We start from the raw sequence: 23,972 nt of genomic DNA on the forward strand, positions 1-23,972 counted from the left end.
GGATGACGCTGCGCTCCTTGGCGGTGCGCTGGGCCCATTGCTTCTGGACCGCGTGGGCCTTGGCGATGGCTTGGCTTGCAGCCTCGGGGCCGAGATCGGGCACATGGGTGATGAGCGCGCCGTCGAAGGGATCGGTGACGGGAAGGGTCTTGGCGCCATCGACCCATTCGCCTGCCACATACGCACGCGAAACAAGCAAAGATGGGTCCTTCAGAGCAGGAACACGGGCAGCGGTCTTCGTATGGGCAGTCATCACAGGACTCCAGCCTGAAAGATAAAAGGTTCGCGATGGATATAGGCATTCCACCCCATCATGAACACCGTTCTTAGCACTTGGCTGGGTTGCCATGCATGGAAGGCTCGGCCGCCGACCACACAAAGCCGTGACTTTGGGAATGTTTGCGACTTAAGGATAAACCCGCTTCACATTGCTAAGGCGCACTTCGCCGTTACCTTGTCTTGACCGGCTTCATGGGGGGTTCCACCATGCGGTCCGCTACAAGGCAGGACCAACCTGCCCCTCCAACATCATAGGGAAGGGATACGATGCGAGTTCTCAAGCCAATTCTGTTCGCCCTCAGCTGCACTGTTGCAGCGCAGGCAGCCTACGCCCAGCAGGTCTCCGACAATGTGGTGAAGATCGGCATCCTGAACGATCAGTCCGGCGTCTATGCCGATTTCGGCGGCAAGTCGTCGGTGGAAGCCGCACGCATGGCCGTTGAGGATTTCGGCGGCAAGGTGCTCGGAGCTTCGATTGAGATCGTCAGCGCCGATCACCAGAACAAGCCTGACGTCGCCTCCAGCATTGCCCGCCAGTGGTATGACACGGAAAAGGTCGATTCCATCATGGAGCTGACAACTTCTTCCGTCGCGCTCGCCGTGCAGGGCCTCTCCAAGGAAAAGAAAAAGATCAATATGGTCACGGGCGCCGCGACCACGGATCTTACTGGAAAGGCCTGCTCACCTTATGGCTTCCACTGGGCCTATGACACGCACGCTCTGGCTGTCGGCACTGGCGGGGCGCTGGTGGAGAACGGCGGCAACAAGTGGTTCTTCCTGACAGCGGATTACGCCTTCGGCTATTCGCTCGAAGAGCAGACATCGAAGTTCGTGAAGTCGAAGGGTGGTCAGGTCGTCGGCTCCGTGCGCCATCCGCTTGCTGCCACCGACTATTCCTCCTTCCTGCTGCAGGCACAAAGCTCCGGCGCCAACGTGGTCGGCATGGCCAATGCCGGTCTTGATACGGCAAACGCCATTAAGCAGGCCGCCGAGTTCGGAATCACCCAGGGCGGCACCCGCCTCGCCGCGCTGCTCTTTACTCTCGCCGAGGTGAAAGGTCTTGGCCTGCAATCAGCACAGGGCCTGACACTCACCGAAGGCTGGTACTGGGATCAGAGCGACGAGAACCGCGCTTTCGCTAAGCGTTTCCAGGCCAAGACCGGCAAGATGCCCAACATGATCCACATGGGCACCTATTCCTCCGTGCTGCAGTATCTGAAGGCGATTCAGAAGGCTGGAACGGATGCGACCGAGCCGGTTGCCAAGGCTCTGCACGAGATGCCGGTTCAGGACGTCTTCGCCAAGAACGGCAAGGTGCTGCCCAACGGCCGCATGGTCTACGACATGTATCTCTTCCAGGTGAAGAAGCCCTCCGAGAGCAAGGGCGAGTGGGACATGTACACGCAGCTCGCCAAGGTTCCCGGCGATCAGGCCTACATGAAGGCCGCCGACAGTGGCTGCCAACTTACGCAGTAAGCCGACAAGGGCGAGGATGGCACAAGCTGTCCTCGCCCTTCATTCGTGACCTTTTTCTTCAGGATCAGCGGCCTGCATATGGTCAGTACTCAACCGATTCTGAGCGCCACAGGCCTCACCATGGAATTTCGCGGCTTTGTCGCGGTGAAGGATGTGACGCTCTCCGTCAATGAAGGAACGATCCACGCCTTAATCGGCCCCAACGGCGCCGGCAAGACGACGGTGTTCAACCTTCTCACCAAGTTTCTTACACCCACGCGCGGGCAGATCGTCTTCCGCGGCAACGACATCACGCGCTTGAAACCCGCCGAGGTTGCACGTCTCGGTCTCGTACGCTCGTTTCAGATATCCGCCGTGTTCCCGCACCTGACGGTGCTCGACAACGTACGCGTGGCTTTGCAGCGCCCGAAAGGTCTCGCCACGCAGTTTTGGCTTCCCTCCCGCAGCCTCTCCGTTCTTGATGACCGCGCCATGGAACTGATCGACGCGGTCAATCTCTCAGCCTACGCGCATCTGACGGCCTCAGAACTATCATATGGCCGCAAGCGTGCGCTCGAAATCGCAACCACACTTGCCCTCGATCCGGCCATGCTTCTCCTCGACGAGCCAATGGCCGGCATGGGACATGAGGATATCGGCCGTATCGCCGACCTAATCCGCCGAGTCGCGAAAAACCGCACGGTGCTGATGGTCGAGCATAATCTCAATGTCGTCGCCGATCTGTGCGACCGCGTGACCGTCTTGGCGCGTGGCGAAATTCTCTCCGACGGATCATACGCCACTGTCAGCGCTGATCCACGCGTGCGTGAAGCGTATATGGGGACCGAGCATGAGTAACTCTCTCCTCGAAGTTCGTGGGCTCAATGCCTGGTATGGCGAGAGCCACGTCCTCCATGGTGTCGATCTCGACATTCGCGAAGGCGAGACCGTGACCTTGCTCGGACGCAACGGCGCCGGCAAGACGACGACGCTTCGCGCCATCATGGGAATCCTGCGTCGGCGCGAGGGCGTCATCCGCCTGCGCGGGCAGGATCTACTTGGCCTGCCACTGCATAAAGTCGCGCAGGCAGGCATCGGCTACGTTCCTGAAGAGCGCGGCATCTTCGCGAGCCTTAACGTCGCCGAGAATCTGACGCTGCCACCTATCGTCTCTGATGGCGGCATGAGTCTGGATGAGATTTATACTCTCTTCCCCAACCTGCACGAACGCCGCACCAGCCAGGGCACTAAGCTTTCTGGCGGCGAGCAGCAGATGCTCGCCATCGCCCGTGTGTTGCGCACAGGTGCGCGCATCATTCTGCTCGATGAGCCGACTGAAGGACTTGCACCCGTCATCGTCCAGCGTATCGGCGATGTGCTCGTGGCCTTGAAGAAGCGCGGCATGACCATTCTTCTGGTGGAACAGAATTTCCGCTTCGCCAAGAAAGTCGCCGATCGCTTTTATCTCATGGAAGATGGGCGCATGGTCAATTCGTTCCCTGGCCATGAGCTCGATGCGCGCATGGATGAACTCCACGAAGTGCTGGGGGTGTAAATTTTATGAGCACGATTTTCGGCATTCCCACCCCTGCCCTCTATGGACAGATTCTGATCGGCCTCATCAATGGCTCCTTCTACGCCATGCTCAGTCTGGGCTTGGCGGTCATCTTCGGCCTGCTACGGGTCATCAATTTCGCCCATGGCGCACAGTATATGCTTGGCGCCTTCGCGGCGTATCTCCTGCTGACCTATCTGGGCATCGGCTACTGGCCTGCGCTGATCTTGGCGCCCGTGATCGTCGGTGCGGTCGCTATCGTGATTGAGCGTTTCATGCTGCGACGCCTTTATGGCCTCGATCCGCTTTACGGACTTCTGCTCACCTTCGGCTTGGCGCTGATCATGGAAGGTGCTTTCCGCCATTGGTTCGGCGCAGCCGGCAAGCCGTATGCTCCTCCGGCTCAGCTGACCGGAGCAGTTAATCTCGGCTTCATGTTCATGCCGATCTACCGCGGCTGGGTCGTTATCGCGTCCTTGGTCGTCTGTATCGGAACATGGCTTCTCATCGAGAAGACGCGACTTGGCGCTTATCTGCGTTCGGCCACCGAAAATGCCACGCTTGTCCAGGCCTTCGGTGTGAACGTGCCGTTGCTTCTTACTCTCACCTACGGCCTAGGTGCGGCCCTTGCCGCGCTCGCAGGCGTACTGGCGGCTCCGATCTATCAGGTCAGCCCGCTCATGGGCACGAACCTCATCATCATCGTCTTCGCTGTGGTGGTCGTGGGCGGCATGGGCTCGATCCTCGGCGCCATCGTGACCGGTTATGTGCTGGGCGTGCTGGAAGGTTTGACCAAGGTCTTCTACCCAGAAGCCTCAAGCATTGTTATCTTTGTGATTATGGCCATCGTTCTGCTCGTCAGGCCGGCCGGTCTCTTCGGGCGGGAGGAGTGATACCATGGCTGTTGGAACGCAATATCTGGCCGAGCAGCCCAAACTGCGCACAACCTCCCTCGTCATCGGCGGCATCGCCCTTGCGGCTCTGCTCGCCGCGCCCTTCTTCCTCTATCCCATCTTCCTGATGAGCATCCTGTGCTTCGCGCTTTTTGCCTGCGCGTTCAATCTGCTCATTGGCTATGTGGGACTTCTCTCCTTCGGCCACGCCGCCTTCTTCGGCGGTGCGGCCTACTTCACCGCTCATGCGGTCAAGGTATGGGGATGGGAGCCTCTTGCGGGGATCCTGCTCGGTGTGGCCGGTGCGGCCGGCCTCGGTCTTGTGATCGGTTTCCTCGCCATCCGGCGTCAGGGCATTTATTTCTCCATGATCACCCTGGCATTGTCGCAGATGTTCGCCTTCATCTGCCTTCAGGTACCGTTCACCCATGGCGAGGATGGCATTCAGGGCGTGCCGCGTGGTCATCTCTTAGGTGTCGTCGACCTCAATGAACCGCTCGCAATGTATTACGTGACGCTTGCTATCTTCCTGTTCGGCGTCTTCGCTATCTGGCGTATCGTAAACTCGCCCTTCGGCAACATTCTCAAGGCGATCCGAGAGAATGAGCGGCGCGCGATCTCACTTGGCTACCGCGTCGATCGTTACAAGCTCGGCGCTTTCGTCATGTCGGCAGCGCTTGCGGGCTTGGCTGGCGGAACGAAGGCCATCGTCTTCCAGTTCGCCACGCTCACCGACGTGCAGTGGCAGATGTCCGGCGAGGTCATTCTTATGACGCTCCTTGGCGGCATCGGCACCATGATCGGCCCCATCGTTGGAGGCGGCTTGGTTATCGCTCTGCAAAATTACCTCGCCGCTTACGATTTCCCCGTGACGGTACTGATCGGCATCATCTTCGTGATCTGCGTTCTGCTGTTCCGCCGGGGCATCGTAGGCGAGATTCTCGAACTGATGAAACGAAAGGCTAAAGGCGCTGCCTAGGAAAAGCGCTTAAGCCTCACAATCGAGCCGTGTCATGTCAGATAGCACCATGTTCGATTACATCATCGTCGGCGGAGGTTCGGCAGGCTGTGTTCTGGCGAACCGCCTTTCCAAGGATCCGCGTAATTCCGTTTGCCTGCTCGAAGCGGGCGGGAAAGATAACTGGATCTGGTACCACATCCCGGTCGGTTACTTGTTTGCCATCGGCAATCCCCGCTCCGACTGGATGTTTAAGACGGAGAGCGAGCCGGGCCTGAATGGGCGCGTGCTGAACTATCCCCGCGGCAAGGTTCTGGGCGGCTGCTCCGCCATTAATGCCATGGTCTATATGCGCGGTCAGCGCGAAGATTACGACAACTGGCGGCAGATGGGCCTGAAGGGTTGGGGCTGGGATGACGTGAAGCCGATCTTCCGTCAGCATCTGGACCATTATCTCGGCGCAGGCGAGCACCATGGTGCAGGTGGCGAGTGGCGCGTCGAAGCGCCTCGCACGCGGTGGGACGTTCTCGATACCTTCATTGAGGCGGCCATCGAGGCCGGCATTCCTCGCACAACGGATTTCAACACAGGCAGCAACGAAGGTATCTCGTATTTCCACGTCAACCAAAAAAACGGGCGCCGTTGGTCAGCTGCCCGCGGTTTCCTGAAACCCGCGCTGTCACGTCCCAACCTCAAGCTCGAAATCAATGCGCATGTGACGCGCATTCTTTTCGAGGGCAAGCGCGCCACCGGTGTCGAGATTGTGCAAAATGGCACTCTCCGTCGCATCGAAGCCCGCAAGGAAGTCATCCTCTCTGCCGGCGCCGTCGCATCACCACAGATCCTGCAGCTTTCCGGCATCGGTGATGGCAATCTGCTGCAGCAGCACGGCATTCCGGTCGTCCAGAACCTGCCGGGTGTGGGCGAGAACCTGCAGGACCATCTGCAGCTAAGACCGATCTACAAAGTCCACGGAGTAAGAACGCTCAACGAGGATTATGCTTCTCTCGTGAAGAAGGGCTTCATGGCTCTTGAATACGCCTTGTTCCGCCGCGGACCGCTGACGATGGCACCGTCCCAGCTCGGCGCCTTCACACGTTCCTCGTCAGACTACGCCACGCCGAACCTTCAGTTTCATATTCAGCCATTGTCGCTGGATAAATTTGGGGAAGCTCCTCATCCCTTCCCTGCTTTCACAGCAAGCGTTTGCAATCTGCGGCCGACGAGCCGCGGCAGCATCAGAATCCGCAGCAACAACGCATCGGACGCCCCGTCGATTCGACCAAATTATCTGGCGACGCCCGAGGACCAGCAGGTCGCGGTCGATTCACTGCATCTTGTCCGGCGTATCGTGTCCATGCCTGCTCTGCAGAAGTATCGCCCAGAGGAATACAAGCCCGGAACTCATCTCAACTCTCATGATGAGCTTCTCAACGGCGCGCGCGACATCGGCACAACCATTTTTCATCCGGTCGGCACGGCTAAAATGGGCATCGAGAGCGATCCCATGGCAGTCACGGATGCCCGCCTTCGCGTTCGCGGGGTAGAGGGGCTACGGGTGATCGATGCTTCGGTAATGCCGACGATTACCAGCGGCAATACAAACTCACCGACACTGATGATCGCGGAGAAAGGTGCTGCTATGATCTTGGAGGATCACTCTCATAGTGTGGAGGTGATCCGCCAATCGGCTTAAGTCCTTAAAAGACTTTTAGGCAGAGAGCTGCCCTTCAGCAGGCAGGTGGCTTGCGGCCCAGATAGCAGCTTGAGTCCGGTTCTTTGCATGGATCTTTCGCAAGATCGCCTTCACATGGACCTTCACTGTTGCTTCGGTGATATCGAACTTGCGCGCAATCAGCTTGTTCGAGTCACCTTCCATCAAGCATCTCAGGATCACGGTTTCGCGGACAGACAGACCCTTCGATTGGAAATGTCCATCAGCCGGCTTCTCCATGGCCTGCGTTTCGACTTCAGGGTCAACGTGTAGAGCGTGCTCGCGCAGCAACTCTAGAACGATCGAGGGAAATACCACTTCGCCGAGCATGACGAGATCGAGGGTCTTTACCAGAACCTCGCAGGAGACGGACTTAACCAGATAAGCGTCTGCGCCAGCCTGGAAGGCCGCGATAATCTGCTTGAGATCATAACGATCGACCAGAATCAGGACACGGGCTGAGGGAGAATCTGCTTTAAGCCGCTGTATCTGGTGGCACGCTTCGTCGTGAGCACGAACGCCATCCATGATCATGAGAAACGGATGGTTGGCAGCTTCCCAACCTGCAAGAGCCTCATCAAAGCTCGCTGCCAGGGAAACGGGATTGTAAGGGGTTTCTGCCAATATCCTTCTCAGCCCTTCCCGAAGGAGCGTATTCGGCTCGACGAGGAGGGTGGGTATGGCCTGCACATCCGCATATCTGGCGTGGGCAGGCTCAGTTGCGCGAGCCAATTCCAGATAGGTGGAATGCCCGACATCTCTCGTGAAAGGCACGCTCGAGGCAGATGAGCCATCAAGATCGTAGGTCTTCCGCATAGGAGTGCCTTTCTGGCCTGCGTTCAATCGCTATGGTGAGCGATGTATTCCTTTAGGTAAATTAGCTTATTAACGACTTCCTAACAATGGCTTCTTATTCAACTCTGATAAATGTTTGTTAAAAACGAACGTGGCAAACGAAACTATATTATATTTCATTAAAAAGGATAAGATAATTTGCTTGCCCAATACCACAGGACAGATTGTTCGCGATGGCCCTGTGGATCAAACAGGCTAAGCGACCTATGTCCTAGGGCTAGGGCTTGCGCTACAAAGTCCGACGACTAGAAAAGGGCACCTCCTACTTCCATGGGAGGGCTTTCCTGCAACTGAAGTCAACTCAGCCCTCTTCCTGCAAGCCAATCTGTATATTTTCGATGAGATGTTACTTTAATCTGATTAGCGACGATGAAACGATGATCGACGAAGAAGGCGTTGAAGTTCGTGACATCGACCAGGCTTGGGCTCAGGCTCTCAAGGCGATTGCAGAGTTGCGCGCGGAAGCGGAAGGAGAATCCATTGAGTGGGACCGCTGGAGATTAGAAGCGACGGATCCGGAGGGGAATATTCTTTTTTCCGTCAAGCTCACTCACGGCTTGCACTGATCCTAACATCACCCCAATCTGCACTCAGAAGACCTTAAGTATTGGCGAGCCCTGCGAGGACGTGTGTTCACCTGCATGGATCCATGAGACGTCCTGTCCCGAATTGGAGAGGTGATTGACAGCCCACATGGCAGCCTGCGTCCGATTGGCGACGCGGATCTTTCGCAGGATCGCCTTGATGTGAACCTTGACCGTTGCTTCCGCAACTTCAAGCTTGCGTGCAATCACCTTGTTCGGCGCACCTTCCATCAGGCATTGGAGAATCTCTGCCTCCCGGCTCGACAAAGTCCGGATCACGGAATCCTTAGCTTCGTTCGAGCGCTCCACCTGTGGAACCAGAGCGGCGGCCGTCGACATCTCCTGCGCGATCGCACGCTCCGTTGAAGGCAACACTGCTTTCAAGAATGCGGATGACGGGAAGACTACCTCGCCGAGCATAACGAGATCCAGGTACTTAATAAGAGCCTCACAAGCTGTCGTCGCAAGGCAGTAGCCGTCGACGCCGGCCTGAATGGCCAGTTTCATTTCCTCCAGATCGAAACCATGAGCGAGAATGACGACCCTGGCATTCGCATGCTGGCCCTTGAGGTCTCGCACCACATTGTTGAGTCCACCCGGATAAAGATTGCCATCAATAATGAAGAGAAAAGGTGCACTCCCATAGAGCTGCGGCAATGCTGTATTCTTGACGCTTAGGTCCTCAGGGTGAACCTTATACCGAGTACTCGAGAGAATGTGCTTTATTCCCTCGCGAAGCATGGAATTCTGGCACCCCAAAACCGTCGTGATTTGGATATTGGTCGTCATATGGGGAACCCCTCTTCGCACAGATTACCTCCGATTATACGGTGGGTCCGGGCCCAGACTACTGAGGAAAAGGGATTAAAGGATACTGCTTAGGGAGTATCAAAACTATCTTTCGTAGGGGCGTCTTCATTCTGCTTGACTGACAACATTGATATTTCGGTCATTCCCGCGATTACCACGACCCGCAGCGTCAAAATGTCATGCCTCAATGATATCGAGGCTATTCCGTATAAGCGACATAGAAGCGCCTATCATAGAATGCGCCCGATGCGATAGGCATCTTCCAATCCAGAGAAAAACGATCATCTCTGACTGTCGACCATGAATGATCCTTTGATCGCATGCGTTTTCTAAAAGCCCGCAACATCCCATGTTTCGGAGATGTATATGAAGAGAAAATGCACATCACAAATAGCAGCGAAGCTCTTTCTGGCAACGCTGTTTACGAGTTTCCTCGCGAACAACGCGCTTTCGGAAACTTACTTTGTGAATCCGGATGAGAGCATTCAGAAAGCTATTGATCGGGCCATGCCGGGAGATACGATTCGGCTCGCTCCTGGCCGCTACTTTCAGGATTTCAAATCGGTACGAAACGGAGAGCCCAGGAATCCAATCGTCATTCGCGGCGACCGTAATGCCATCGTTTCAGGTGCTGGCGCGAACAGGATCATCGAGATCAACCATGATTATATCGAGCTCCACGGGTTCACCATCGACGGCAGGCATGCACGAGAAGAGGGAAAACACAGTTATCGCAACAAACTCGTTTATGCTGTCGGCAATCGTCCCGGTGATGGCGTGACGGGATTGCGGCTCATCCGCATGACCCTAAAGAACGCCGGCGGAGAATGCGTCAGGCTTCGCTATCAGGCACGGCGCAATGAGATCGCTTATTCATCGATTGAGAATTGCGGAATCTATGACTTTGTCTACAAAAAGGGCGGCAAGAACGGAGAGGGTATCTATATCGGCACTGCACCGGAGCAACTCGGATTGCGGGGCGTCCCGGATTCGGCCGCTGATCGATCCGATGAAAATTGGATTCATCACAATAGCTTCAATACACGTGGCAATGAATGCGTCGACATCAAAGAAGGCTCATCCGGAAATGTCGTCGAACACAATCGTTGTACCGGGCAGAGAGATTCGAAATCAGCAGGTCTCGACGCACGAGGTAGCGGCAACACGTTCCGTCATAATGTAGTCTATGGCAACCGCGGCGCAGGCATCCGTCTTGGAGGCGACGAGGACGATGATGGGATCGGCAACAGCGCATATTCCAACACTCTGCGCGATAATGTCGTGGGTAGTCTCAAGATCCAGCGCGGCCCTCAGGGCAAGATCTGTGGCAACGTCCTATCCGGTAAGAGCACAGGCGTGAAAGGAGAATTCGGAGACAAGGTCGATCCTCGCCGGCCATGTTAAGGGAGCGCTTGCTTCAGTAAGCCGGACCTCCCGGCCGCTGAAGCAGCACCCACAAATATTGTTGGCATCACTTGGCCACAACATCGCCAGTCTTCGGTTGGCCGGGATCCGTGACAGAACTCGTTGCAGAAGGCTCCGTCATGCTGCTCAGCGCCACGGCAGCGAGTGGAAATCCACTTTCTTGAGCACTAGTCATGAGTGCAATGGCTTTCTTCATATCCATGCCTACACCCGTACCGGACTTGTACATGAGTCCCAGGCGATACTTCGCTTCCGGACTACCCGCATCCGATGCTTGCTGCAGAAGGCTGGCCGCGCGCTCAGGGGAGGATTCGACCCCTATTCCATCCGCATATGCCTGGGCTAGTCCGATCAATGCTTCGCGATTGCCCGCATCGGCTGCTTTTTGCAACCCAGCGATAATTGTGGGAACGAGCTCACTCTGAGGCCGCAAGGCAAGGATACGAGTAAGTCCCTGCCCTGCTGCGACATTCTCCTTATCATGCGCGGCAAGAGTGTACCATTGAACCGCCTGACGCTGATCCTCCAGCTTGTCGCTGCCAGCCAGCATATTCGCGAGATGGGTTGCCGCCGCGCTGTCGCCGCGCTCGGCCGCAACCTTGATCAGATATCCTGCGGCCTCGCGATCCTGCAGACCTTTTGTACCGCGCTCCAAATCCATCGCGACCTGATAGGCGACATTCGGGCTGATCTGCGCGGCGCGCTCAAAGAAACGCAGGGCTGCCGGCATATCGGTAGCTCCTTCGGAGCCTGTCGCCAGCGCCCAGCCGATCTCGACCAGCGTCATGCGATTGCGTCCGGGATTAACCTCTTGAAGCCATTTGAGCGCGGCTTCTTCGTCACGCTCGACACCTCGTCCCGTTCCATAGGCATAGGCTATGCTGGCCATGGCGCGCTTATTTCCTACACGAGCTGCCCATAGATACCACTCGGCAGCTTTCTTCGTATTGACTGGCACTCCATCGCCTCTGTCATACATGCCTGCAACGGCATAAACAGAGCTTGATGCACCCCGAAGGGCTTCGTATCTGAGCTTGCTTTCAATCCGGGCTGGGCCATTCTTGGCGATCTCAAGCTCGTGACGCCCTATGACCTTACCGAGCATTCGCGTAGCAACGCGGTCACCACGAGCGGAAGCGACCTTCAGAGCATCGAGCCCTGTGGTGAAAGCGACAGTATCGATCTTCGCCGTCAAGGCAATTTGTCCGAGCTTCAGCAGGCGTGCAGTCGGCATGGCCTTCAGCTGCGCGAGGCTTGGTCCTGCCGGAATTGCGGCTGGCGCTGCATTCTCCTCCTGTTCTTGTTTTACGGGCGCGGCAAAGGCGACACTCGTCATAAGGCAGCTCAGGAGCAAGATGTGACTGGTTCTGATCATTCGACTTCTCCTCTACATTCGTCCTGCACTGCCGATCGTCATGATCTCCGACGGCCTGCTGTACAATACTTCACTTGCCTGCTGTTGCTTCTGCATTCGCGAGCCATTTTTGCGCGCCATCGGTATTTACTTCAGTTCCAAAGCCGAGCGTCATGGCAAGACTGACGCCATACATAGCTTCCTTGTCACCGGCATGAGCGGCGCGCAGCAGCCACTCCGTGCTGGCGTTGGCCGAGAGTTCGACGCCAAAGCCCGATGCATAAGCGCGGGAGAGTTCCTTCATCGCTTCGGTATCGCCAGCATCAGCTGCCTTACGCAACCAAGCCGCCCCCTGCACGGGGTTGGAGGCAATGCCGAAACCGAACTGAAGGCTGCGGCCATATTCCCGCATGGCTGGTGCGAATCCGGTGCCGGCGACCTCCTTCAGCGTTGTGAGTGCTACGGCTCCAGCGGTTTCGGAACTTGCCGCGAGACGCGCCATATCAGCCGCAGCTCCTTCATCTCCACTACGCAAGGCTTTCGCAAGCCATTCTGCGGCAAGGCTGGAGTTCCCCTCTCCGAGAGTGCCCGATACGTAGCTACGACCTATATAACGCATGGCTTCGATCTTGCCGCCTTCGGCAGCTCGCTTGATGTAATCGAGAGCGGTCTGCTTATCACTCTTTTCAGCGCCTCCCTCGATCATCGTGCGGCCAATCAGGAATAAAGTGCCGGAATCAGGTTCGCTGAGTTTGACCTCGCTGATGGCGCGGTCGAGCCACTTACGAGCTTTCTCGGCACCCCCTGCTCCGCCTAATCGGTATTGAACTTGAGCCAGATCCACCATGTCGCGGGCAGAACAGACCGGAAGAGACTCGGCCCGTGAGATCCAGGGAGCTGCCTCGTTCGTATCCTTGGCAACAGAAGCTATCGAGATTGCCGCGCGCGCGCTGCCGGTCTCCGCTGCCATCTTCTTCCATTCCAGAGCTGTTCGTCCCGTGGGACGAAGCTGATCATCTGGCTGATCTGCCAGGATCGCCATCGCGGCGGCATTGCCCGATGTTGCAGCCTTCTGGACAAGCGCCAATCCTCTGGTTCGCCCCGCGGCGTCGTTTCGCTGCGATGTCAAAAGGAGACGACCCAAGTCATACATCGCGCCAGTGTCACCGCCGCGCACGACCTCTTCGAGAAGGTTCTGAGCGAGAGCTTCATCACGAATGCCGGCGTCGCCGCTCAAGAGCTTTCGCGCTAAGAGAAGCTGTGCGCGAGACCGGTCTTCGCCCAGCGCAAGAGCGGCATCCTGCCATTTGACCGCCAGAGCCTCGTTCTTCTCGACTCCTCGGCCTGATCGATAGGCAAGCGACAGAAGAACCATGCTCTCACGTTCCCCGTTCTCTGCGGAACGCATAAGAATTTGCATTTTTTCTCGAACGACCGCGGGATCGACATTCGGCAGAGCCGCGATTGCCGCGATGCTGCGGGCATGTCCGGCAGTGGCAGCGCGCATCATCCAATTCCGCGCCTGCTCTGCATCGGGCGCAACGATAGCGCTACATGCGTACAGATCTGAAAGAAGTCCCATCGATTCAGGATTTCCTCGGTTCGCGGCCTCCTTGAGCAGGCCCAGAACATCAGTTCCATTCGCATCCTGCGGACGGCTCAGCAAGATCCTGGCGAGTTCCGTCAACCCCGATGGATCGCCCTGGTCTGCCGCCTGACGATAAAGTGCAAGCGCGGTCTTGATATCCGGCTGACCCTGTATGCCGTGGGCGTGAAGGCGTGCTAGAGCAACAAGGACGCTTGGGCTACGCCCGGGCAAGGCTGCGGCACGGGAGAGCATGTCGGCTGCCTTGGGCAGATCCGCTGGTGACCCGAACTCACCGCGATAGTGCCGGGATAGGAGCTTGTAGGCATCGACATCCGCGTAGGTGCCAGCCTTCTCCAGCCATGTAACAGCCTTGGCAACATCTTTGGAAATTCCGTCGCCACGGAGCATGCGCTCGCCTAGCATGGTCATCGCCGACGCCGATCCACCCTCGGCCGCCCGCGTAAGGTGGCGGAGGATCACAGCGGGCGTTGCCTTGACGCGTCCTTGCGTATAGATTTCCGCGAGGGCGAGGTCACCTCTGACATCGCCTTGGCGCGCTGCCGCCTCGAACCACTTCATGCCCTCTTGCAAGCCGTGTGGAACGAGAACCTCGTCCGACAGAATTGTCCCAATCTCAAACAACGAGCTGCACTTCCCGCGCCCGAGCTCACTGTAGAGAATGAGAAGTCCTAATTTGACCAGATCGTCAGTCGATGCCTGGGGGACCGCGCCGATGCGCCCGCTCCGTTGGAGACGTGCGAGGCTGATCACGCCGTCAACATTACCGGCTGCGGAAGCGGTCCGAAGCAGGCGCTCCGCTTCTTTCACATCGGAATTGACAATGCGGCCCTGTTCATGAAGACGCGCCAGCTGTACAGCGGCATCCATGTGCAGCATGGAGGCTGCAGATGCGAAGATCGATGCCGCACGTTCTGGATCGACAGGCCCAGCTGCAGGATCGAGCATCAACTTGCCGAGACGGTAGAGAGAACGTCCCTTGCCCGGCCAAGTGCGCGTAGACAGCTCCTCAAGAAGCTTACGGGCAGTTGCCGGATCGCGCGGAATCTGCGGCGCTCCATCCGCATAGACAATGGCCGCGTCATACATCTCATCCAGATTGCCAACGGCCTGGCTTCTGTCCCACTTCTTCCAATCTCGCTTCAGCGTCAACTTCGGCTGCGCCACGCAGAGCTTGCTGAAATCCGTTGTCGGAGCCAGTGAACGCGGAGCCGCCGTTTGAGCTTGCGACTCATTTCCCAATCCAATGAAGGCTGCCAAGAATACAGCAAGAACAACTGCGGATGCAGAGCGGATGTGTTTTTGGCTACAATGCCTGTTATTCGTCATCATCACTGTCTCCAGGCTCGGGCAGTTTTTTCTTTCGGATCGCCTTGATGGCCTGCCAATGACCGGCCTGGGCTGCTTTTGCGAGCCATTCATTGCCATCGATTCCATTTTGATCCGCAGATTGTGGGCGGTAGCGCAAAGCCAGATGATACATAGCAGCGGGATGACCGCTCTGTGCCGCCTGAAGCAGCCAACGCTCCGCATCCTGGGTTTTTCCATCCTTGGAAACCGCAATCATGCGATAGACTTCATACAAAGCATCCAGCGAACCCATACGGGCCGCGCGTTCAAGACAAGCTTGCGCCAATGCCGGATCGGCTTGTGTTCCGAACCCCTTCCTGAGGGCACGAGCGACCTCGATCATTGCTTCGGGAGATCCGCCTTCCGCGGCACGCAGATAAGATGCGAATGCGCTTTCAGGGTCTATTGCGACGCCCATCCCGGACACCTTCGCATCCCCCAGCTGTAGTCGCGCCCTCGTCAGGTTGGCCTCACCTGCCTGGAACAGAAGCCGTTCCGCCTTGGCACCATCGTGCGGAACGCCTCCTCCATAGAGATAAGCCGTCCCGAGCTGCAGCTTGCCTTCCGGATCTCCATTCTGGGCAGCCAAGGCAAAGAACTGCGCGGCCATGGCGCGATCGCGGGAAACACCCTCGCCGCGTCCGTAAGCTTCACCTAGCGCGAGAAGAACCTTCGCATCACCCGGTTCATCGTTGTAGATTTCCCTGTAGAGTGCCACCGCTCGTGCCGGATTTCGTTCGATTCCATTGCCTTCGCGATAGGCCCTAGCCAGTATGAAGCGCGCGCCGTCATTTCCAAGCTGAATAGCTCGACGCAGCAGGGCCTCGGCGCGATTGGGATCCGGCCGCACACCCGATCCATCCAGGAGAGCCTGCGCGAAAGCCGTCATTGCACCGGTATTGTTCTTGCGTACGAGTGTCTCCAGTGTGGAGGTGCCCTGACGGGATGTACTTGCATCCCTGAGCTGTAGAACCGCAACACGCACCAAGAGTTCGTCATTTCCTGAAGCGGTCCTCTCCGCCATGGTAAGCCACCGCCGCGCAAGCGGAACCTGATCGGGAGAGCCGTTCAGATAAAGCTCGGCAAGCTGCAGAGCCGCTTCAGTGTCGCCACCCTCTGCTGTCTTGCGCAGCGTCGCCTCTGCCAAGGCTTGCTCGCCTCGTGCGAGATAAAGCTTGGCGAGAGCAATCGGGGCCCGTGCATCTCCGGCGCGAACTGCTTTTTCCAGAACATCACGAGCCAGGCTCAAATGGCCCGGCCCTCCAGCGCGAGAATAAAGTGCGCTGAGTTCGACCATGGCAGGGCCATTCCCTGCGGCAGCCGCACGGCTGAACCATGTCGCCGCGAGAGCATAATCCTGCGGAACGCCCTGCCCTTCGTTGAACATGCGTCCGAGCCGAACCATTGCCGTGGAGATATTGGCATCTGCTGCCTTGCGGTACCATTCCAGGGCGCGGGAGATGTTCACGCCTTCGGAACGCAGTGCATAGAAGTCGCCAAGGCGCACGAGTGCCATTGTCGAGCCGCCATCAGCGGCTTTTTGATACCAGTGCAAGGCGTCACTCGGAGCCGGAGGAATGCCATTGCCGTTGAGCAGGGCATCACCAAGAGTGACGGCCGCCTTTACATGACCGTTCTCAGCTGCATTTTGAAGCCTTGCAAAGGCGGTTTTTCGCATAGGCTCGGTCGATGCATCGGGATAGGCAAGAACGGTCCGCCCATATTCGTAGGCAGCCGTGGCGTTGTTCTGTATTGCAGCCTTGTCGAAGAAATTGAGTGATAGCGGCAGATTGCGCTCAATAAGATCGCCGTTACGCAGATAACGCCCGAGAGCGACGAGAACGCCGGAATCGTCATCGACGTTCTTCAATGCCTCCGCCAGAAGCGCCTTAGCCTCCTTCTGGCCGTTGGGACCCTTCTGGTTGTGGATCTCCACTCCCAGCAACAAGGCACGCGGAGCCTTGGTTTCGATAGCGCGTTGCAGCCAGAGCTCAGCCTCGGCCGCGGGAACACCAAGTACTCCCCCATTGTAGGGGTCTTCAGCCAGAACAAGTGCTGCCTCAGCCAGACCGCTATTGGCTGATCTCTCAATGAGCGCACGCGCATCCTGAGGCTGATACAGGGTTGATTTCGAGTCCAGCTTCATGCGTCCCAAACGCAAGGAGGCTTCGGCATCGCCTAGGTCGGAAGCCCGCTTATACCATTCAACGGCAGCACTCAGACGTTCGGGAGAATTATCGCTGGTCACGCGGTAATGGTCCGCCAGGATCCTTGCTGCATCTGCAGAGCCCTGCCGAGCTTCCTGGAAGAGAAGCCGCAAACCTTGGGTGGCAAAAACATTGGCATGAGCGGGATCACTCTCGAGACGCGCAAGAGCGAGACCGGAAAGACCGTGTCCCAGGCGGAGGGCCACCTGATACAGGCCTTTGGCCGCCACCATATCGCGTGTCACGCCCCGCCCTTCTTCCATCAAACTGGCAAGCAGATAGGCCGCCTCGCGACTCTGCATGGCGGCAGCACGCCGCAGCAACTCGGCGGCACGCTCGCTCGCGGCCTGATCGTTCTTCTCGTTCAGCAGCAGCTTCGCCCGGCGGATTGCAGCCTCGGGCCATTGCGGCCCGGGAGTATTCAAGGCACGCTCAAGCAGATCTTCGGCCTCTTTAGGCTGCGCGCGACGCAAAGGGTTGGTCTCGCTGATCGGCAGGCCATCCAGCAGAATCTGAGCCTGGTCGACAAAGGCCTCCTGATCCTGCCGCAAGCGCAGCTGCTCGACCCGCTGCATGGTGACACGGAACCGGTCACGCATTGCCGCATCGGAATTGGTCTGAGCCCAAGCGGAAGACAGTGTCAGGAGAGATGTGGCCGCCAGGAGCGTGGCCAGGTTCCAGCGCTTCATCATCCGCGCCCCCAGATGCAGGTGGCGTTGCCACCGGCGAACTCGTCGATGAGAGGCCTGTCATTTCTGAGGCCTCGCGTGAACAGCGTTTTCAAACGCCGCGTCGCGAGCCCTGGGCGATCCCGCGCGATAACCGCTTCAGCCCATGCCATATAGTGACGGCCATGACTGCGCTTGGAGAGAAATCCGAGATCCTGCTTGCGGAAGTCGGATTCATCGCCGGGAATATAATTCTCAGAGGCGTAAGCCATCACAATCCGCGGCTCGGTGATGCCATTGAGCGTGTAGGAGATAACCCGGTCGAACGAGCCCCCGTCTTCGCTCATGGCATAGAGGTCGTCTCCACGTGTTGCCGCGATCTCTGCCATGACCGTCATGCTCGCCAGCGACTGGCGCATGTACCACAGGGCTCGCGAGCCGCGACGGGTTTCCAAAGGCAGACTCCCGTCGGCCCGCGCCTCATGCAAAATCGCGCGATAGCGGGTGAGGCATTTTTCATAGAGCGTCTGGTCTTCGCTCACAGCTCCCCATGCCATCAGGACACTGTCAGTGAGATAGCGGTGATTGTTGTGATCGACAGAACCGTCAAACAGGTAGTCAACCTTTCGCACGAGCGGATCGAGCCAACCGGCAATCACCCGACGCTGTTCGTCATCAAGCCCGCGTTGGATGACAGAATATCCGACAACGCTGGGCAGTAGGATGCGCTTCAGGGCATAATAAGCATCGCTCTCTACTTCCGTTTGGGAGAATGCATTGGCCTTGGCCCAGGCGATGAGAAGATCGCGCAGGGCTCCCTCCGATGACAAATCACCTGCAAGGGATCGTCCCGTAAGCACCATTACAGCCCAGGCATAGTCATTGGCGGCACCATCCGTGCCATACCCTTGCGTCGCCTTGAGACCTGGGATCGGCTTGAGCGCGTTCCATGCTGGATCGCGAGGGATGGCCAAGCAAGCTGCACGGATATTGGCGGATGCCGGCTGAGCAAGCACCGCACGGCGTTGCTCGACATCGAACACGCCTAGTGGCTTTGATTGAGCAAAAGACGATCCTGCAGCCAGAACCATCGAAATCAGAATGGCGAAGATGCGCGTCATGCCGGACTCTTAAGTTCCCTGAGACGTGGACGAGAAAGCCCGTTGCTGCACGCTGCCATCGGCTGCCGTGCAATCGGACTTACCCGCTGGATCGAAAATATGAAGATCGGCGCCGCCTTCGAAATAACCGCGCTCGCGCAAATGGCAGCTGATCGCTGGCTTCACAGGACGGCAGGTGCTTGCAATCAACGTGTCTGCCTTAGACGAGGATTGCAGAACAAGCCCTTCAAGCCCTCGCAGATCGCCACCAAACAGCCGGCGCGACTGCCTCACGAACGTGTTTGAGAACATTGTCAAACCAGACGCACCTTGAGCGCTGATTCCGACACCGTTTGCGGAGATCCGATTACGGCGGAGGGAAATGCTCGTCACGGCATCATAAGGATCAGCCTTGAAGTCCCTCGTTTCTCCGCTCTTAGTCTCGAGAAGATTGGCAACATAAGCATTCACGCCTGCACTGCCGTTGGCCTCAATTCGGTTGCTATATGCTGCAATTTCGAAGCTGTTGCGAACCTTGAGACCATCCCGCTTGTTGGCAAGAAGATAATTATTCGTCATCAGATTGCAGGAACTCTCAAAAAGAGTGATTCCATCCTGAACGTTGTTGAAAGACGTATTGGCATGAATGATGTTGTTGGCGCTGTCCCGGTCCAGCATGATCCCGGACCCAACATTATCGAAGGTCAGATTACCAACCATGATGCTGTCATCGACTTCGCGCGAGACGATGATGCCGTGCTTGACCATGGTCCCATAGGTCGTATTGAGCGCAATCGTCAGATTACGTGTCCGGTCGTGTGGATCGAGGCCGTAGATGACGTTGTCGACATACTCGTTTCCAACGATATAGACATTCTCGGCCTCATAAGAATAGAAGCCGAAATGCGAGTTGCGGAACACGTTATCGACCACATAGCCGGTTGCATGAGCTTGGTCGCGTAACTCGGCCACGAGGATGGGCCCGGATGAATACGACAACCCATATGACTTCGAGTTCTCGTATCCAAGAGCCGTCAAAACGGACCCGGCAACATTCATCTGCCCATCACCCCAGCTCAGGAGGAAGGGGCGGAATTCATGCACTTTGCTCTTGTCAGACCAAGCCGGCTGCCCTGCCTTCTCGTCGTACCCGACGATCTCAGCATCCACGACATCAAGCTTTCCCGCATTCGCGATGAAGGCCCCTGCATTAGCACTGAAGCGATAGGTCCCCACATCCAGCCGGGAGAGGATGAGGCTGGCACCAGGAGCAACGAAAACGGGGGCGCGGAGAGTAACGATGTCGCCATCAATGGCAATCAGATCCCGGTCCTGCGTCCCCTGAAGCTGACGGGCGATCATACCCAACGTCGTGATGCCGGATTGAACGATAATGACGCGAGGCGTCGTCAGGCCCTGGTACCGCACCGCCTGCTCGATACGGGTTTCTCCATTAGGGCCTTCGTCCAGGAACTTTGAGATATACAGATTGTATTTTGCGAAAGTTGCGCCTGCTATGGCCCCTGAGGGCCAGGCTATGGTGGCACGAATATCGGACGCCTTGGGAAAACTCTTTGGCACCGGCGGCCGCACAGCAGCCGTTGCCTCATTCTCTATTGATGCCAGAGATAGGCCGCGCCGCGTCCGCCTCTCACGTCCAATTTCACTCTCTTCTGATACCTCGGGAGGAATCGTCTCCACAGCATCGCCTGCTTCGGCCTGATCTTTTGCAGACTCTGACAGGAACGCCATCTGGGCTTCAGCAAGTCGACGGAAAGCCGAACCACGCACTCTATCGTCCTTGATCGAACGGATAAGGTCGGCAGCCAGGATAACGCCATTGGGCGTCCCAATCAGATCCAGGGCGATCTCGACCTTGTCTTCTGCGTCGATGCTCTGGGCGAAGCTGCGCTTAAGAATGGCATCAGGAAGATTGCTACGCTTCTTCTGCTCTATGGCCTGCTTCGCATCGGCCTTCGCCAACGCTTCATCTGCTCGCGAGCGAAGTTTGTCATCGATAATCCGCTGCCTGAGTTCACCAGCCCTAGCCTTATCGCCAAGATCGGCAAGAGACTTCACAATTGTGTAGTAAGCCTTGTCCCGATCCAGCTTCTGCTGAGCTTCAGCGATACGGATTGCCTCGTTATAAGCCTGCTCCCATACTTTTCCTTCCTTCTTCTTGCTGGCCTGCCGGCTAATTTCAACCCATGCCTCGACTTGGTGCTCCTTGTCCGCGATCCGCCCAGCGAGACTTGTTGCCTCGCTGAACTTACCGGATTGCGAATGAGCCTTTACCACGGCGGAGAGCACACGCCCTGCATCCTCGGGATCCGTCAGCTCGGAACCGATATGCAATGCGCTTGTTGCGTCTCCGGCCTGCGCCTTGGCCCGACCGATGCCGCTCAACGCATGGGAACGATCCTCCCTCTCCTGGACCTGCGGCAGAAGAGCCTCTGCGTCGGCAATTCGATTGCCGTCCGCGAGGCGCTTCGCGAGATCCCCAAGTGCCGATGAAGATTCCGATCCCGTTTCAAAACGCTTCGTATAAAGAAGTGCTTGATCTAACCGATCCGCTCGAGTCAACGCACGAACCACTTCCGGCCAAACGACAGCCTGCGCGGCTTTGTCGGATGCTTCAGCACCTTGGATTGCCCGATCGAACAATGGCTCAGCCATTTTCTCGTAACCGGATCGGGCCAATTCACTTGCGACGGCCAGCTGCGCCGTGATCTTCGCAGAACCGTCTTGCATCGTCTCGAGGATGCTCACTGATTGAAGCGGAATGCCCTTGGCGACGAGTTCCGTGACGATGCTGGCGAGCGCTTTTTCTTGATCACTGGAACCGAAGAATCCCTGACTCGCTGCGATGGCGGTATCATAATCCTGCGTCTTGAGAGCGGCTGACAGGATGTCCGACAGGAGCTTTTCCCCCTGATCGCCATTACCAAGAGCCAAAGCCAACGACAGACTGCCACGAACATCGCCGGCTGCCAGGCGCTTACGGGCTTCGGCGTCGAGCTGTGCCTTCTCTGCTTTCTGCCACTGCGTTCCTTTCAACATGGCGAGAGCGAGATCCTGTCGCGCATAGGCACGGTCGCGGGGGCGCGGAATGAAGCCTATAGCCCGATCCGCTAGAGAATAACCGCTCTGTCCTAGAGTTGTCGCCAGTCTGGAAACCGCATTGTAGGCTCCAGATTGCTCACCTGCACCGGAGATCGATTTGGCTGCGTCGAGGGCAAGCGTGGCGTAACGCAGCGCCCGGTCCTGAACTCCGATCTTACTATAAGCAAAACCAATATCGATGAAGGCAGCCACACGATACTCAGGGGATCGCTGCTCGCTGGCAATCTGATGAATCGTGACGCCAAGCTCCATCCTGTCCGTATTGGATTGGGCCGTACTCATATCCCCGAGCGATGCCTGCAACAGCATGGCGCCCAACATGTCATGCGATAGACCATCATCGGCGAGACGGTTAAGTTCCGCGCGTGCGCCATCGCGCAATTCTCCAGACCCAGCATTCTCCGGACCCGCGAACTTTTCAAGCAACTGGATACGTGCGAGAGCCACCTGATAGAAGTTTGCCTTCTGTTTTGGCGCAGCACCTTGTTCAGCAGAAAGAAAAGCCTGCCGAGCCTCCTCGGCAAGACGTGAGATCTCGTTGACTTCCTGAGCCCAGACAACTGAGCTCAGGAGGAGAGAAAAGACAGTTCCGCTCAGCAGACGGCGCCAACGATCAGATCGCGATGATACGATCATACTGATCCTCCAGACGCACAATATCGTCTTCGCCTAGGTATGATCCACACTGAACCTCGATCAGATGCAGCTCTTCATCGCCGATATTCTCAAGGCGATGCACGTCTCCTTGGGGGATGTAGACGGATTCATTGGCAGTCATGATCGAAACGTTGTCACCAACAGTCACGCGTGCCGTTCCTGAGACAACTGTCCAATGCTCGGAGCGATGATGGTGATATTGTAGAGACAGACGCCCGGCCACGGATACGATGATGTGCTTGACCTGAAAGCCTTCGCCCATGCGCAAGCATTCATAGGATCCCCATGGACGACGGACCTTCTTGTGGAGGCTCGCTTCAGGCCGGCGCGCTGCTGCCAGCTCACTGGCTAAACGCCCCACATTCTGAGCCTGATCAAGCGACCCGACGAGAACTGCATCGGCCGTGTCGACCACGACGATTTTTTCGACACCCATGACTGCGACAAGGCGCCCGTTGCCATGCACGTAGCTGTTGCGGACATCGTGCAGGATGGTGTCACCTCGCGAGACATTGCCGTTGCCATCCTTCGAGCCTACATCCCACAGTGCCGACCAGGATCCGAGATCGCGCCAATCCGGGGAAACAGGGATGCAGACGAGACGCTCGCTTTTCTCCATCACGGCATAGTCGATGGAGATTGCAGGCGCGGCCTCGAAGTCACTCGACAAGCGGATGGTGTCGTTGCTCCGGTGAGCCGTGCTCACGGCACGCTTGGCGCAAGACAAGACGTCAGGAGCATACTTCTCAAGTTCTTCGAGGATCGCGCGGGCTGTAAACATGAAGATTCCACTGTTCCACAGATGACGGCCACCTGCGAACAGAACCTCCGCGACAGAGCGTTTAGGTTTTTCCACAAAACCTGCGACCCTGAAGCTCACTGCGTCAAAGAACTCACCGACTTCAATATAGCCGAAACCAGTTTCGGCATGCGTCGGTCGAATTCCAAAGAGCACAATCTGCCCTTGTAGCGCGGCCATGGCCGCTTCGTTGACAGCATCCGAGAACACTTCAGCCTTCTCGATCAGATGATCGCTCGGAGCAACCAGCATCAAGCGATCGGGATCTTCTTCTGTGATCAACGCGGCGGCGGCGGCGATTGCCGGAGCCGTGCTGCGAACAGATGGCTCTACGAGCAGCCTGACCGGTCCAGTTTGAAGCTCTCCGATTTCGCGCAGTGCGAGATCGCGGTGGTTGCTGTTGACGATGACGAGGGGCTCGGCATAGAGATCTGTCTTGAAGCGCTGAACCGTTTGCTGAAAAAGACTACGCTCCCCCGATAGCGCATGGAACTGCTTGGGCTCGCCTGCGCGAGAGACCGGCCACAGACGGGTTCCAGAACCGCCACACATCAGAACGGGAATGATATTATTCATTGTG

17 protein-coding genes are annotated in these 23,972 nt (G+C 57.3%); 8 read left to right on the plus strand and 9 right to left on the minus strand.

Annotated elements, in window-relative coordinates; genetic code table 11:
* Positions 1 to 253: aldehyde dehydrogenase family protein (locus MJ639_RS13945; RefSeq protein WP_243370854.1), on the minus strand; the 253-nt coding region annotated here is incomplete at its 3' end.
* A 293-nt stretch (positions 254 to 546) separates the two neighbouring features.
* Here MJ639_RS13945 and MJ639_RS13950 point away from each other — a divergent pair.
* From MJ639_RS13950 to MJ639_RS13975, 6 genes are all read left to right on the plus strand, one after another.
* The gene (locus MJ639_RS13950; protein WP_243373920.1) at positions 547 to 1,755 is read left to right on the plus strand and encodes an ABC transporter substrate-binding protein; all 1,209 of its coding nucleotides are present in this window, start codon (positions 547 to 549) and stop codon (positions 1,753 to 1,755) included.
* Positions 1,756 to 1,833: 78 nt separating this feature from the next.
* The gene (locus tag MJ639_RS13955) at positions 1,834 to 2,592 is read left to right on the plus strand and encodes an ABC transporter ATP-binding protein (protein WP_243373922.1); all 759 of its coding nucleotides are present in this window, start codon (positions 1,834 to 1,836) and stop codon (positions 2,590 to 2,592) included.
* Positions 2,585 to 3,289, plus strand: a complete 705-nt coding sequence (locus MJ639_RS13960; RefSeq protein WP_243373924.1) for an ABC transporter ATP-binding protein — start codon at positions 2,585 to 2,587, stop codon at positions 3,287 to 3,289. Before MJ639_RS13955 ends, MJ639_RS13960 begins: the two co-directional genes overlap by 8 nt.
* Positions 3,290 to 3,294: 5 nt before the next feature.
* Positions 3,295 to 4,182: a branched-chain amino acid ABC transporter permease gene (locus tag MJ639_RS13965; protein WP_243373926.1), complete on the plus strand. Its 888-nt coding sequence runs from the start codon at positions 3,295 to 3,297 to the stop codon at positions 4,180 to 4,182.
* Positions 4,183 to 4,186: 4 nt separating this feature from the next.
* Complete coding sequence (locus MJ639_RS13970) at positions 4,187 to 5,161, plus strand: branched-chain amino acid ABC transporter permease (RefSeq protein ID WP_243373935.1); 975 nt, start codon at positions 4,187 to 4,189, stop codon at positions 5,159 to 5,161.
* Between the two features lie 34 nt (positions 5,162 to 5,195).
* Positions 5,196 to 6,836 carry a GMC family oxidoreductase gene (locus tag MJ639_RS13975; RefSeq protein ID WP_423790798.1) on the plus strand — a complete coding sequence of 547 codons (1,641 nt, stop codon included), beginning with the start codon at positions 5,196 to 5,198 and terminating at the stop codon, positions 6,834 to 6,836.
* Between the two features lie 15 nt (positions 6,837 to 6,851).
* On the opposite strand, the gene MJ639_RS13980 is transcribed toward MJ639_RS13975, so the two are convergent.
* The gene (locus MJ639_RS13980) at positions 6,852 to 7,670 is read right to left on the minus strand and encodes a LuxR C-terminal-related transcriptional regulator (RefSeq protein WP_243373939.1); all 819 of its coding nucleotides are present in this window, start codon (positions 7,668 to 7,670) and stop codon (positions 6,852 to 6,854) included.
* Between the two features lie 377 nt (positions 7,671 to 8,047).
* Between MJ639_RS13980 and MJ639_RS13985 the strand changes: the two genes are divergently transcribed.
* Positions 8,048 to 8,275: a DUF6894 family protein gene (locus MJ639_RS13985; protein ID WP_423790804.1), complete on the plus strand. Its 228-nt coding sequence runs from the start codon at positions 8,048 to 8,050 to the stop codon at positions 8,273 to 8,275.
* Positions 8,276 to 8,299: 24 nt separating this feature from the next.
* Here MJ639_RS13985 and MJ639_RS13990 read toward each other — a convergent pair whose 3' ends face one another.
* A complete protein-coding gene (locus tag MJ639_RS13990; RefSeq protein ID WP_243373943.1) occupies positions 8,300 to 9,082 on the minus strand; it encodes a LuxR C-terminal-related transcriptional regulator in 783 nt (260 codons plus the stop codon).
* A 387-nt stretch (positions 9,083 to 9,469) separates the two neighbouring features.
* Between MJ639_RS13990 and MJ639_RS13995 the strand changes: the two genes are divergently transcribed.
* Positions 9,470 to 10,507: a right-handed parallel beta-helix repeat-containing protein gene (locus tag MJ639_RS13995; RefSeq protein WP_243373945.1), complete on the plus strand. Its 1,038-nt coding sequence runs from the start codon at positions 9,470 to 9,472 to the stop codon at positions 10,505 to 10,507.
* Positions 10,508 to 10,574: 67 nt separating this feature from the next.
* Here MJ639_RS13995 and MJ639_RS14000 read toward each other — a convergent pair whose 3' ends face one another.
* The 6 genes from MJ639_RS14000 to MJ639_RS14025 all read right to left on the minus strand — a co-directional run bounded on the left by MJ639_RS14000 (position 10,575) and on the right by MJ639_RS14025 (position 23,968).
* Entirely contained in the window at positions 10,575 to 11,864 is a 1,290-nt protein-coding gene (locus MJ639_RS14000; RefSeq protein ID WP_243373947.1) for a tetratricopeptide repeat protein, read from the minus strand.
* A gap of 109 nt (positions 11,865 to 11,973) precedes the next feature.
* Positions 11,974 to 14,925: a tetratricopeptide repeat protein gene (locus MJ639_RS14005; RefSeq protein WP_243373949.1), complete on the minus strand. Its 2,952-nt coding sequence runs from the start codon at positions 14,923 to 14,925 to the stop codon at positions 11,974 to 11,976.
* Positions 14,807 to 17,737 (minus strand): tetratricopeptide repeat protein, encoded by a 2,931-nt coding sequence (locus tag MJ639_RS14010; RefSeq protein ID WP_243373951.1) that lies wholly within the window; start codon positions 17,735 to 17,737, stop codon positions 14,807 to 14,809. The genes MJ639_RS14005 and MJ639_RS14010 overlap by 119 nt, the downstream gene beginning before the upstream one ends.
* Positions 17,734 to 18,834, minus strand: a complete 1,101-nt coding sequence (locus tag MJ639_RS14015; protein WP_243373953.1) for an alginate lyase family protein — start codon at positions 18,832 to 18,834, stop codon at positions 17,734 to 17,736. Before MJ639_RS14015 ends, MJ639_RS14010 begins: the two co-directional genes overlap by 4 nt.
* A gap of 9 nt (positions 18,835 to 18,843) precedes the next feature.
* Positions 18,844 to 22,572 (minus strand): right-handed parallel beta-helix repeat-containing protein, encoded by a 3,729-nt coding sequence (locus MJ639_RS14020; RefSeq protein ID WP_243373955.1) that lies wholly within the window; start codon positions 22,570 to 22,572, stop codon positions 18,844 to 18,846.
* Positions 22,550 to 23,968, minus strand: a complete 1,419-nt coding sequence (locus MJ639_RS14025; protein WP_243373957.1) for a mannose-1-phosphate guanylyltransferase/mannose-6-phosphate isomerase — start codon at positions 23,966 to 23,968, stop codon at positions 22,550 to 22,552. The genes MJ639_RS14020 and MJ639_RS14025 overlap by 23 nt, the downstream gene beginning before the upstream one ends.
* Positions 23,969 to 23,972 lie beyond the last annotated feature (4 nt).

Source organism: Microvirga solisilvae (assembly GCF_022808595.1).
In the GTDB taxonomy this organism is placed as follows: Bacteria; Pseudomonadota; Alphaproteobacteria; order Rhizobiales; family Beijerinckiaceae; genus Microvirga; species Microvirga solisilvae.